This window comes from Acinetobacter sp. YH12045 (genome assembly GCF_013419925.1).
Lineage (GTDB): Bacteria > Pseudomonadota > Gammaproteobacteria > Pseudomonadales > Moraxellaceae > Acinetobacter > Acinetobacter amyesii.
This window is the reverse complement of sequence record NZ_VOZE01000002.1, coordinates 88,644-101,855: the sequence shown is the minus strand read 5'-3', so window position 1 is coordinate 101,855 and position 13,212 is coordinate 88,644. Positions and strand designations below refer to the sequence as shown.

Here is a 13,212-nt window from a genome sequence, read left to right as displayed (position 1 = left end):
CAGTCAGACGACATGTAAAGTCAAAGGACATAAAACCTGAGTTCAGCAGACTAAGGTAGAGCAAAACAAGGTGAGTGGATATGCAAACAAGGATTGAGCATGATTTACTGGGTGCTAAAGAAGTGCCATTTAGTGCGTATTACGGCATTCATACCCAACGTGCATTAGAAAATTTTAAAATTTCCCATTTAACGGTTGGACAGTCACTGCATTTTATTCGTGCTTTAGGCTTTGTCAAAAAAGCAGCTGCACAAAGTAATTTTAATTATAAAAAAATCAGTGAGCAACAGCTTAAAGCCATTGAATATGCAGCTGATCAATTGATTGAACAGCCACAGCAATGGGCAGCGTCATTTCCAATTGACTGTTACCAAGGTGGGGCAGGTACATCGGTCAATATGAACTGTAATGAAGTCATTGCCAATATTGGTTTGGAATACTTGGGGGAGCAAAAGGGGAGTTACTCGATTCTGCATCCGAATGACCACGTCAACAAATCCCAATCGACCAACGATGTTTATCCAACAGCACTACGGATCAGTTTATATCACCGTATAGAAGACCTGCTTTTAGCACTGGATAAATTGATTCAAACCATTCGTGCGAAGGTAGCTGATTTTAAACATGTGTTGAAAATGGGCCGTACACAGTTGCAAGATGCGGTTCCGATGACCATGGGACAAGAGTTTCAAGCCTTTGCCACTTTACTGAATGAAGATATGCGTTTGATTAAGAAAATGCGTGAATTTTTATTGGAAATCAACTTAGGTGCAACGGCAATTGGTACAGGGGTGAATACACCTGAAGGTTATGCGCAGCATATTACGGCACGTTTAGCTGAACTCACTGGATTACCAGTCAAAGGCGCCGAAGACTATGTTGAAGCCACCAGTGACTGCGGCGTATTCATTCTGATTTCAAGTACCCTAAAACGTCTGGCATGCAAACTATCAAAAATCTGTAACGACTTGCGTTTACTCAGCTCAGGTCCACGTACTGGGCTGGCCGAAATTCGCTTACCAGAATTGCAAGCAGGTTCATCCATTATGCCCGCCAAAGTGAACCCAGTGATTCCTGAAGTGGTTAATCAAATTGCCTTTAAAGTCATGGGTAATGATTTAACCATCAGCATGGCAGCTGAAGCAGGACAATTACAGTTGAACGTGATGGAACCTGTGATTGCGTTGTCACTGAATGAATCGATTGAATTGCTTCAACATGGCATCAGCAGTTTGGATGAAAAATGTTTTGCAGGCATTCAAGTCAATGAACAACAAGCCTATGACATGGTCATGCGTAGTGTTGGCATTGTGACTTTGCTTGATCCAATTCTTGGACATGACCGCTGTGATGCCATTGGTAAACAATGTATTGCTGAAAACAAAACCATTCAAGAAGTGGTGCTGTCTCAGGGATTGATGACGGAAGAGCAATTGAAAGAAGTCTTTTCTTTTGAAAATTTAATCTCGGAAGTTCGAAACTTCGAAGCACCGCTGCAAGACATTGCTTAATTGCAAATGAAGTTCGCAGTGACTGCTAAATAAATTTTTTTAGTTAAATATGGAAATAAACAAAGTTTTGCATGCAAAACAAAATAAGGACAGGTGCTTGAGATGAATAAAACCATATTGATAACAGCGATGATGCTGTCTTTGAGCGCAGCTGCCGCTAGCGTTCAAGCCAAAGAGGATCCATTAGAGTGGAAAAGCGACGATGGCACACAATCGTTTAAATTGGGTGGAGCTTTACGTTTTAATCATCGTTATGAACAGTGGGAGCCAAGTGATAAACGCGGCATAGGCAAACTGGATTTTGATATTTTCCGTATCGACTTAAAAGGCAAATCAGGTGATGCCTATTTGAATGCGAGCTATTTAATTCAAGATCAGGAAAAAACCTCAATTGAAAAAGCCTATGTGGGTTATAACCTAGACAAAAACAACAGCATCGAAGCAGGTTTTGTCTATAAGCCATTTGCGCTTTATCCATATCCGCAAAATGGTTGGACCTATCATATCCCGTTCTTTTTGGGCTATGGCAACAACATCGCGCCGGGGATTAACTGGAATTACAATAATCCTGAATGGGATGTGAAAGTTGGTTACTACCCACGTATGTTGGAAACCAATTTACGCTATTCACCTGAATCTGCAACTTATGATGATCTTTCAGAGAATCATTTACCCTTTCAAGCTGCTTATCAAAACGAAAAGCACAATCAGTTGAATACTCGTATTGTGCGTAAATTTGGCAATAATCAAGTGGGTAAACATGAAATTGGACTTTCAGGTGCGGCTGCGCAATTACACAATAAAACCACGCAAAAAAATGGCAGCTACTATGCAGCTGGTTTGCATAGCAACAGTAATTATCAGCGCTGGAATGTACAGTCCTCCGTGATTCATTATCAATATGATGCTGAAAACCCAGAAGGTGTAAATGATGATATGACCTTAATGGGGGCGAATGGCTTAACACCTGCGTATTTCATTGCCTCTGAAGGGACGGTTTCAAGTTTAAATATTGCCTATACCTTACCTGTGCAAAATATGGGGAAATTAAAAGCCATTCGTTTTTACAATGACTACAGTTATTTAGACAAAGAACGCAGTGACTGGTCAGCTTCGCAAATGAATACCACAGGTGCAATGTTTATCGCTACACCATTTATGGTGTGGGCAGATTATACTTGGGGCAAAAATGCCAATATTATTGGTGGGGCAACCAATGGCACAGGCTTTACTTCAGCAACATCTGAAAATAGCGATAAATGGCTGTATCGCGTCAATTTAAATATTGGCTTTAACTTCTGATCGATATCCAACAAGCTAAAACCTCTGTTAAAGCAAAATGGCTTTGATCGAGGTTTTTTTATTGGAACACTTAAGATGCATTCAGATGTATTTAATCTTCATATTTTATGTCTTTGTTTTAAATTAAATCAGGGCTATGGCGTATTAAATTTAAGATTTACTAAAAATAAAAAAAATCGTTTATGAATTTACTGAGCATCTGTTCATTTAACTCTCAGTTTATCTTAGTTAAACCATGTCCTAAGCAGATCAAAATTTAGAAAATTGTCAAAATCTCCTCGATAATGGCTTGCTGCTATTGCAGAGCATGGCTATAGCAAAAACTTTATTCAGGCTTTGGTACGCAAGGTCAGATGATTTAATGGCATTTTGTGTTACTAATTTTTATAAGGTAAACGGGTAATTTCGCCTTTTACAAGTAAATTCAAATCTTCAAACATTTCCATACTTATATTTTAATTTAACTTTTATAGATTTGGATCACTCTCTCGTGAGGGAGGTAATTTGCTTTATTCTTTAAAATACATATTTGGGGCTAAAGATAAGCTTATTGCGACAATTAGAGTCTTGTCATGTTTTCTGCATTTTTCGACGATATCCTTCAGTATTATGCAGATATGAACTTATATTTTTGCAAAATTGTCTTTGGTTTAGACTTATGGGGGAATGGGGTACTTGATCTTAGGTCTTTGACATTGGATTTGCTGCCATATATTGGCTTATGAATATAAAAAGCATGCTCAAAAAGGTGAAAACATAACTTGGCAGCTCAGTTTCTTCGCTTTACTGGCACTACAAATGTCACCATGCACATTTCCAATCAAACATATAGCCATGCTTGCTGCAGGATTTATCATTCCAACTTTGGTGTTGATGTGGTTATATAAACGCAGTGAACGCCTTAGCCAAGCTGGATAAAAAAGCCCTCACATTTGAGGGCTTTTAATTATTTTACTTCGGGTAAATCAAACCAAATCACTTGAGCATCTTCAAGCGCTTCAATTTTGCTATCTTCTAAGAAGGCAATTGCACCACCAGCTTCAACTTTATGTTCAGCAATTTGAACTGAACCTGAAATAACATGGATATAATTGATATGCTGTGTTGCATGGATGTCTAAAGATTGACCATTCGTCAAAAATGCAGATTTAACTTCCGCCTGCTGACGAATATGCATAGCTGCATTGTCATTTGGACCGACAATTAAATGCCATTGATTGGGTTGATCACGTGGATCACATTTAATTTGTTGATAGGTCGGTTCAGCATCACGTTCGTTTGGAATGATCCAAATTTGCAATAAATGAACATCTTCATCACCTTGGTTCATTTCACTGTGACGAACACCAGTTCCCGCGCTCATCAGCTGCCATTCACCAGCAGAAATCCCACCATGGTTGCCCATGCTGTCTTTATGCGTAATGGTGCCTTTTAACACACACGTTAAAATTTCCATGTTGTCATGTGGGTGTTGACCAAAACCTTCATGGGCTGCAATTAAGTCATCATTAATTACACGAAGCGCACTAACGCCCATGTATTTCGGGTCATACCAGTTACCAAAAGAAAAGCTGTGTTTAGACTCAAGCCAGCCCATTTTTACGTGACCACGGTTTTCACTTGGATGTAAAAAAGCATTCATGGCATTCATCCTTATCTTAATTATTGAACATATGCCTATTTTAAGATTGAACTAAATCGGTATATATAGTTTTTTAGCGACAATTCATCCTATTTTTGCAACGCTCAGCCAAGATTGAGTCTTTTGTTATGCATAAAGGGGCAACTATAAAAAAGCCTGCAAGAAGCAGGCTTTTTTAAATATGACTAAAATTATTCTAAGAATTTAACAGTCACACCAGATTTCACTTTCTTACCTAAGTCATTTGCATCCCAGTTGGTCAAACGAATACAACCGTGTGACGCAGTTTTAGAAATAGCAGATGGGTTCGGTGTACCATGAATACCGAATGATTTTTTGCTCAAGCCAATCCAGATATTACCAACAGGACCATTTGGACCAGGTGGTAAAGACAATGGTTTTCTGTTGTTGCCTTGAACAAAGTTAGACGGTGAGTAGCTGTACCAAGGGTTTGGTGCAACACCTGTTACTTTATATGTACCTGTAGGCGATGGTGTATCTGAACTACCAATCGTTGCCGGGAATGAACCGATCATTTGGTTGCGGCTATTAAACAAGTAAAGTTGTTTCGCGCCTTTATGTGCAACGATTAAGTGAATATCTTCAGGAACTTCGTTACGAATATTCGCTACTAAGATTTTTTCACCAACTTTTTTAAATGTCGCTTTTGGATTCAACTTTTTCAAAAAGTCTTCGTCCATGTGGAATTTTTCACCCAACATTTCAGTTACACGTGTGTAGTACAAGCCTTTCATTTTTGCTTGTAATGCATAGTCGTGTGGAATTGATGCTGCATAAGGACCTTTCAAGTCTGCATCAGTCAATGTGTATTCAATGAATGCAGGTTTAGAACCTTGTTTCGCAATCAGTGTATCCCAAGTTTCTTTGGTTAACGTTCCTGTAGGTTTCAACCTATTCATTTGTTGGAATGAAGCGATCGCCTTTAGGGTATTTTTACCACTGGTACCATCAATTGCACCCGGTGAAGCATGTGCATTATTGAGCATGACATGCGCACGTGCATAAACAGGGAATTGACCTTTACCAATGTTGTCATACCACTGTGCATTATTTAGGTCATTTAAACCCCAAGCAACTTTGGCAGCAGGCGAAGTTGATGTTGGAGTTGTAGCAGTCGCTGTAGCAGGTGCAGCACCGATGTCGGCTTTAACATCTTCTGATTGTTGCAGGCTGTCTAAAGTTTGCGATGCTTGGTTCAGATCTTCTTGTTCTTGAGCGCTAATCTGGCTAGTTGCAGATGAAGCTTCAGTCGCTAACGGATCAATGGGATCCTGAACTGCAACATTAGTCACTTTTTTTGGCGTTAATGGTTGTTCAGCAGTAGATGCGGCAATAGCTGTACCAGCAAATATGCAACTTAGGCTCAGTGCGAGCATGGTGCGAACGAACATGTAATTCAACCTTAAGAATTATTCATTTACTGTGTATTAAAAACTGGCTAAGTATTACAGAAAAAAAGTGGAGATGCAGTAGTTGTTTTGTGTAAATATCATTTTTGGCACTCAACATGATCGGTTTTTAAATGCTTGAGAAGTTATTATATTTACAACCTTTTTGATATGATGATGCCAATATCGAATTAAGTTGGGAAAGTGAATGACGACCTTAAAAAATGATCGTTTCTTGCGTGCCTTATTACGTGAACCGGTAGATGCAACTCCGGTTTGGATGATGCGTCAGGCTGGCCGTTATTTACCAGAGTATCGTGAAACACGTGCCAAAGCAGGTGATTTCCTATCCCTTTGTAAAAATACAGAATTTGCTTGTGAAGTTACTTTACAACCTTTGCGTCGTTATGACTTAGACGCAGCTATTTTATTTTCAGACATTTTGACTGTACCTGATGCGTTGGGTTTGGGACTGTATTTTGAAGCAGGTGAAGGTCCGAAGTTTCATAAAACCGTACGTACCGAACAAGATGTACTGAATTTACCTAAATTTAATGCCAAATCTGACTTAGATTATGTCATGAATGCCGTGACTACAATTCGTTCAGCTTTGGGCGGACAAGTTCCTTTGATTGGCTTCTCAGGCAGTCCTTGGACACTGGCAACCTATATGGTGGAAGGCGGTTCAAGCAAAGATTTCCGTTTTACAAAACAAATGATGTATGCACAACCTGAAGTGCTGCATGCCTTATTAGACCGTTTGGCTGTGGCGGTGACTGAATATCTCAATGCGCAGATTGATGCAGGTGCGCAAGCCGTACAAATCTTTGATAGTTGGGGTGGGGCATTAGCACACCGTGAATACATTGAATTTTCACTGAACTACATGCAAAAAATCGTGGCAGGTTTACAGCGTGAAAAAGATGGACGCAAAGTCCCTGTGATTTTGTTTACCAAAGGTGGTGGTCAATGGTTAGAGCCAATGATTGCAACGGGTGCAGATGCTTTTGGTTTAGATTGGACTACGCCATTAAATGTAGCACGTCAAACAGTCGCAGGCCGTGCAGCTTTGCAAGGTAACTTAGACCCAGCAACATTATATGGTTCGCCTGAAGCAATCGCGAAAGCGACGCGTGCTATGTTAGATGACGCATATGCCAACGGTGAAAAAACTGGTTATGTGGCGAACTTAGGTCATGGTATTACCCAGTGGGTAGATCCAGCCAATCCAAAAGCTTTTATTGATACGGTACACGAATATAGTGCCAAGTATTTATAAGGCTTTAGGGAAATTGGTTTAGGATTCAACCGTGGTCAAGATGATAAAATCATGTTTTGAGTTCTCTTATAAGGCAGCTGCGGCTGCCTTATTTGGGATATTACTGCTGATCGCTTTTGCATTAACTGCAGCAATGGGAAGTCAGGAATATTTTGGCTTTTTCCGTTATGACTATTTATTGTTTTATGCACTGATCATTCAAGTGTGTTTACTTTACTTAAAACTCGAATCTTGGGCGGAAGCTAAAGTCATAGCACTGTTTCATCTGCTGGCTATGGGGATGGAAATATTTCTGACTCATCCACATATTGCCTCATGGCAATATCCGCAGCCTGCGGTTTTTAAACTGCTGACAGTGCCATTATTTGCAGGTTTTATGTATTCGGCGGTGGGGAGTTTCTTTGCACGTTCACTACGTCTATATCAAGTGTCGTTCAGTAACTTACCGCGTTTTGGCAATATGCTGTGCTTAGCCGTTTTGTCATATCTTAATTTTATGACCAAATTTTTTGTGCCAGATATTCGTATGCTTTTGTTTGCTTGGAGTGTGGTAATCTTTTGGAAAACCAAGCTCAGTTTTCAATTACAAAATCATGTGATTCAGTTGCCTATGTTACCGGTGCTGCTGGTTTTGGCATTTTTGATTTGGATCGCAGAAAATATCAGTACCTTCTATCAAATTTGGTTATATCCAAGTCAGGTCGATGCATGGCATATGGTCGGTTGGGGGAAACTCGGTTCTTGGTATTTGTTGCTATTACTCAGTTTGGTTTTAGTGCTCAAAATCCTTGGAAAACGTGATGAAAATGGTACTTGGTTGCTCAAAAAATAGTGAATAAGAACGTATTATTTTTAGCCAAAAGTTTTAGATGAAAATGTTTTGCCTTATCTGAAAGATCAAGTTAATCTACAGGTGTGTAATCAAAATTACACATGTTTTAATAATTAAAAACAATGGAATAAAATTCCCTGGAGAAGTGCTATGTTAAAAAAATTAGCTTTAGTTGCAGTCGTTGCACTAGGTTCTACAGCTGCTTTTGCTGACCGTGACGTAGGTTGTGGTGTTGGTTCTCAAGTTTGGGCTGGTCAATCAGGTAAAATTCCTAAAATTTTAGCTGCGACTACCAACGGTATTTTTACTAACCAGTTACTTGGTATTACCTTTGGTACTTTAGGTTGTAGCGGTACAGGTACAGTGACTGCTCAAGCGGTAACATTTACCAATGAAAATGCTGAATCACTTGCACGTGATATGGCGGTTGGTCAAGGTGAGAGCCTGAATGTTTTGGCTGAGCTTTTAAACATCCAATCAACAGATAAAGCACGTTTCTTTGCTGTGTCTAAAGCAAATTTTGCTGAAATCTATTCAGCTGAAAACCAGTCTTCTCTACAAGTACTTGCTTCATTACAAAGTGTAATGGCAAAAGACGAAGTACTTAAAGCATACGTTTAATCGATGCTTTCAAAACCCTGTCTCTCGGCAGGGTTTTTTATTATCTAAAATATATAAAAATGGATTTGAATATAACTGAATGAAATCAATTGCTTTATTTTGTACTTTTATGATTCCGAGTATCATATATGCTCAGCAAGTTGTAGATTCTACTCCTTCTAAAACCGTAGAGTTACAGCGATATATTGAACTTGCACAATCAAAAAAACTGTCTGAACACATCAGTTGGCAACGACTTTTATATACAGATCATAAAGGACAAAGTGAAGTTGCTTTTTCAGGTTACTTTCTAGCTGAAAATGGCCGTCAAAATGCCCAAGCCGAATTAGAGGCAGATGTCGCTGCACTATTTCAAACCGCCGAACCTAATCAAGCCTTTCGTTGTCGTTTCCCTGCGCGTAGTCAGTGGCTGATGCAAGAGTTATCCATCCGTTCAGAGCAGTTACCTGTGGTGAGCTGCCCTGAGTTTGATGAATGGTTTGGAAAAATTAAGCCGTATAAAGCAACATTAATCTACGCCACAGACTTTATGGGTAATCCAAGTTCTATGTTTGGACATACCTTATTGCGTCTCGATCCGAAAGATCAAAAAGAACTAAATTTGGTGTCCTATGCCATTAACTATGCAGCGACAGTTGCAGGTGAAGATAACTGGTCTTATGCATGGAAAGGCTTAACAGGGCAATATCCTGGTGAATATTCATTGATGCCGTACTACCGTAAAGTGAAAGAATATGGTGATTTTGAAAGTCGTGATTTGTGGGAATATGAGCTAGCACTGACCGAGCAAGAAACCAGTTATTTGGTTAAACATATTTGGGAAATGCAAAATGTCAGTTTTCCCTATTATTTTGCCAGCGATAACTGTGCATATCGATTATTGGGCTTAATGGATTTGGTTCGCCCGACACTGAATTTAACCCAGAAATTTAAAGTCGCTTCCATTCCCGTTGAGACGATCAAAGCGATCAATGATGAACAACTGATTCAAGCAGCGTTTTATCGTCCTGCATTAGAAACGCAGCTTTTGTCACAAGCGCAGCAACATGGATATCGTTTAGCACGCGAAGCGCATAAGCTCGCTGAAATTGAACCTGAGAACATGTCGACAGCACTCGCTCAGTTTAATGAAGTAGAGCAAGCGAAAATATTAGAAATGGCGTATGACCATCTGTATTTATTACTGATTGGGAGAAAGGTGAGTGCGGAAGAAACACAGCCTAAATTACGTCAAATCTTGGCCTTACGTAGTCAATCTTCGCAACCAAAACAACGGACTGATCCTAAGCAGCCAAGTCTAGACCCAGTCAATGGACATCATGCGCGAAATTTTTCAGCTACAGTAGGCGAAGTTCAAGGTGAAAAATATATCGAACTCGGTCATCGTCAGGCTTATCATGATTTGATCGATCCGCAAGGTGGCTTTCGGATTGGTACGCAGTTGATGTTTTGGGATGGCTCGATCCAATATCGAGACGACCAACTTAAACTCAATCATTTTGATTTTTTATCGGTCAACTCCTACAATCCGATCACGCCATTTAAAACACCGCTAAGCTGGGGTTTTAATTTTGGTTGGCAGCAAGTGTCTGTAGATGCAGGTCAATTTAGCGAAACGAAACAACATGGCGTAGCTGAATTAAAAGCGCAATCTGGATATAGCTGGGCCAATCAGGAACGTACACATTTGTGTTATGTGCAGTCTCAAATGCAGGTGCAGGGCGGTAAGTCACTTGATCAGGGATGGCGAGTGGGCCTTGGGCCGACACTGGGTTGCCAAAATATTTGGTCAGAAAAACTCAACAGTTTGGTTCAGGCAGAGCTTCCGTATTGGGAAGATACACATCAATGGAATCTGAAACTCGATGCTGAATTACAATATATCGTAACCCAACAACATGCCTTAAGACTAGGATACGAATACCAGCAACAAGATGATCAAGATTGGAATAAAATGAAATTGAGTTATGTATTTTTCTATTAATTTTTAAGATAGATAAAATGTGAAATATCAAATAAATTTGTTTTTTTATGTAAGTAAAGCAAGGTATGATTGCTAGCTTTGTAATCGCTGTGGTTTGTGTCACCGAATGAATCAAGAATGTATTACAGGTCTAAGTCAGACTTGGAAAGATATTTGTGATCAATATACTGAAAATGAACATCTTGCAGCTTTGCAATTTATCCAGAAGCATGTTGAGCATTTAGTTACTGTTTTTTATGAACAAATGTCGAGAGAGCCAGAATCGGCTGAGTTTTTTAAAGACGATATCATTCAAAAAAGACTCATCGACACCTTAAGAAAATGGTTATTAGAAACATTTAATGTTGCACTCAATAATGATTTTGAAATTTCGGTTAAAAGGCAGCAAAAAGTTGGAATGGTGCATGCGCGTGTCGGCATTCCGTCATGGTTGATTATGCGTGGTGTACGTGAAATAGAACGTAAAATATTTGAAATTTTAGAGCTAAACCAAACTCAAAATATTTTCCATATCTGCAGTTATATTGTGCAAATTATGGGATTTAGCACTGAAATTATGTGCCGATCTTATGAGATCAATACGGAAAAAAAGCAAGAAACCAAGCATAATTATCGCTTATTTTCAGCGATGCAAGATGTTGCAGTGCATAAAGATAAACAACGTGGTTCATTGCTCAATTGGGAAAATGAATTGATGTTTAAAATCTTTTCGGGAAATGTCAGTTTTTATCATTCCTTACTTTCAAAATCAGAATTTGGATTGTGGTTTATTCATAAAGCGGCATATGCTTTTTCGGGTTCAGATCAGGTTCAATTAATTATTGATCGAATTTATCAAGTGGATGAGCTAACGCAGCAAACCACACAAATAACGGATAAAGATCAACTGCAACATTTGATTCAACAGATTCGAGACTTAAATCGTGAAATTCAGCATTTAGTCGATCAATTATTTCAGGTGGCTGAATATATTGAGTCAGGCAATGATTCTTTGACGCAACTCCTAAACCGTCGTTATCTTAGTACTATTATTTCACGTGAAATTACTTTTGCACGTCAAAATCAAACGCCTTTGTCTTTGCTAGCCTTTGACGCGGATTACTTTAAAATGATCAACGATAAGTTTGGTCATGCGGCAGGTGATCTTGCACTGAAATTTATTGCCGAAGCTTTGCAGCGTTACAGCCAAGGTAGCGATTATGCATTCCGTATTGGTGGCGAAGAGTTCTTGTTACTCTTGGTGGACACCAATGTAAACCGTGCGATGAAAGTTGCAGAAAATATTCGCCAATATATTGAAAACGGAGTGATCCGAACAGTACAAGGTCAGCAATTTAGTTTAACTGTTAGCGTTGGTTGTGTGCAGTATAACGGTCATCCTGACTATCAACGTTTACTAGATGCTGCCGATATGGCACTCTATGCTGCCAAGAATACAGGTCGTAACCGTATTTACGTTGCTAAAACTGATCAGCAAACAACATCATCTTCATCCTAAATGGATATTCACTTAATTTTGCTTTGTAGAAAATCTAAAAATTTTGCTTTTTGCTCTACATACTTGGGATGAACTTTAGCTTCATCCCATTTTTGTTTAAATACTCGTACAGCAGCAGCTTTGACGGGATCCTCTTTTTGTCTTGGAAGCTCTTCGCGTCCATGTGCACCACTTAATCCCTTTTTATCATTAGGGAGAGGACCCTCATATTTTTTTCCACCTTTATGGTTGGCATAGCGACGTGCACGTGTAAAACCCATCTGCAAAAATTTACGTGCCATATCTGCACCGACAAAATCTTCAGCGTCTAAATACTCTTCAAAAAGTTGCCAAATTTTGGTACTGCTTTCGATGGCTTTTTCTTCATTAGCAAATCGCCAATAAGGCAAAATTTCAGATTTATAAGGCTCTACGAGTAATACACCTTGTTCACCACGTCCAATTCTATAAAGTTCAGGGTGTTCGCGAAAATTTATCTTTTTAAAATCTAAACTGTAATCAAAACTATTGGAATGAACGCGTGATACACGCTTAGGTGTGGGGATGGATTTATTATTCATATTCACTCCATTACAACCTTACTCTATTTCAAGCTTAAGCTAAAAAAGTAGCCCCAGTTGGGGCTACTTTTTATTTTGTCTTTTTGCTGGTGGATTTGGCTTTGGTCGTCTTGGGTTTTTCTCCCTTAGACTTGCTTGCCTTAGCATCCGTTTTCTTTGCTGTTGAAGATTTTTTGGTTGTTTTCTTCTCAGCTTTTGGCTTTTCCTCTTTAACCTTAGTGCTTGTTTTTGATGTGCTGGCTTTTTTAGGGGCCTCTTTTTTGTCAGCTTTAGATTTCGGCGAACTTTTAGTTGACGCAGATTTTTTAGCTTTTACTTTTTCATCTTTAGTTGCAGCTTCTTTTTTAGAAGTGCTGTCCTTAGATTTTTTTTCAGCAGTTTTCTTTGTTGCTTTGTTTGAATCTTTACTCGATGCTTTAGCTGATTTTTTTACTTTATCCTCATTCTTTTTTGCAGTTTTTGCCGTAGTTTTCGCTGTCTTTTTCTCATCTTTTTCAGTTGTCTTTTTTGCGGCTACCATAGTGATCACCCTTAGTTAGTAAAAAAAAGAAAATAGCAATGAATCTAAAGGATT

12 protein-coding genes are annotated in these 13,212 nt (G+C 39.1%); 8 read left to right on the top strand and 4 right to left on the bottom strand.

Annotated features, from left to right (window positions below; translation table 11 throughout):
• The first annotated feature begins 80 nt into the window (after nt 1-80).
• The 3 genes from FTU02_RS04160 to FTU02_RS04150 all read left to right on the top strand — a co-directional run bounded on the left by FTU02_RS04160 (nt 81) and on the right by FTU02_RS04150 (nt 3,731).
• Nucleotides 81-1,511, top strand: a complete 1,431-nt coding sequence (locus FTU02_RS04160) for an aspartate ammonia-lyase (RefSeq protein WP_180083997.1) — start codon at nt 81-83, stop codon at nt 1,509-1,511.
• A gap of 102 nt (nt 1,512-1,613) precedes the next feature.
• Nucleotides 1,614-2,813 (top strand): hypothetical protein, encoded by a 1,200-nt coding sequence (locus FTU02_RS04155; RefSeq protein WP_218956161.1) that lies wholly within the window; start codon nt 1,614-1,616, stop codon nt 2,811-2,813.
• Between the two features lie 714 nt (nt 2,814-3,527).
• A complete protein-coding gene (locus FTU02_RS04150; RefSeq protein WP_180155996.1) occupies nt 3,528-3,731 on the top strand; it encodes a hypothetical protein in 204 nt (67 codons plus the stop codon).
• A gap of 28 nt (nt 3,732-3,759) precedes the next feature.
• Here the strand turns inward: FTU02_RS04150 and FTU02_RS04145 are convergent, their stop codons facing one another.
• Nucleotides 3,760-4,455, bottom strand: coding sequence for a pirin-like bicupin family protein (locus FTU02_RS04145; protein WP_180035541.1), 696 nt, complete (start codon nt 4,453-4,455; stop codon nt 3,760-3,762).
• Nucleotides 4,456-4,646: 191 nt separating this feature from the next.
• Complete coding sequence (locus FTU02_RS04140) at nt 4,647-5,867, bottom strand: L,D-transpeptidase (protein ID WP_180155994.1); 1,221 nt, start codon at nt 5,865-5,867, stop codon at nt 4,647-4,649.
• A 205-nt stretch (nt 5,868-6,072) separates the two neighbouring features.
• Here FTU02_RS04140 and hemE point away from each other — a divergent pair, with 205 nt between their 5' ends.
• From hemE to FTU02_RS04115, 5 genes are all read left to right on the top strand, one after another.
• Nucleotides 6,073-7,143 carry a uroporphyrinogen decarboxylase gene (hemE, locus tag FTU02_RS04135; protein WP_078191978.1) on the top strand — a complete coding sequence of 357 codons (1,071 nt, stop codon included), beginning with the start codon at nt 6,073-6,075 and terminating at the stop codon, nt 7,141-7,143.
• Nucleotides 7,144-7,183: 40 nt separating this feature from the next.
• Complete coding sequence (locus FTU02_RS04130; protein ID WP_180077050.1) at nt 7,184-7,975, top strand: DUF817 family protein; 792 nt, start codon at nt 7,184-7,186, stop codon at nt 7,973-7,975.
• A 150-nt stretch (nt 7,976-8,125) separates the two neighbouring features.
• Nucleotides 8,126-8,596: a DUF3015 family protein gene (locus tag FTU02_RS04125; RefSeq protein ID WP_078190276.1), complete on the top strand. Its 471-nt coding sequence runs from the start codon at nt 8,126-8,128 to the stop codon at nt 8,594-8,596.
• Between the two features lie 79 nt (nt 8,597-8,675).
• The gene (locus FTU02_RS04120) at nt 8,676-10,580 is read left to right on the top strand and encodes a DUF4105 domain-containing protein (protein ID WP_180076858.1); all 1,905 of its coding nucleotides are present in this window, start codon (nt 8,676-8,678) and stop codon (nt 10,578-10,580) included.
• Between the two features lie 106 nt (nt 10,581-10,686).
• Nucleotides 10,687-12,078: a diguanylate cyclase gene (locus FTU02_RS04115; protein WP_180155992.1), complete on the top strand. Its 1,392-nt coding sequence runs from the start codon at nt 10,687-10,689 to the stop codon at nt 12,076-12,078.
• 8 nt (nt 12,079-12,086) lie between these two features.
• On the opposite strand, the gene FTU02_RS04110 is transcribed toward FTU02_RS04115, so the two are convergent.
• Entirely contained in the window at nt 12,087-12,638 is a 552-nt protein-coding gene (locus FTU02_RS04110; protein ID WP_180155990.1) for a DUF4385 domain-containing protein, read from the bottom strand.
• 70 nt (nt 12,639-12,708) lie between these two features.
• On the bottom strand, nt 12,709-13,158 hold the full coding sequence (locus FTU02_RS04105; protein WP_180076861.1) for a hypothetical protein: 450 nt from the start codon (nt 13,156-13,158) through the stop codon (nt 12,709-12,711).
• Nucleotides 13,159-13,212 lie beyond the last annotated feature (54 nt).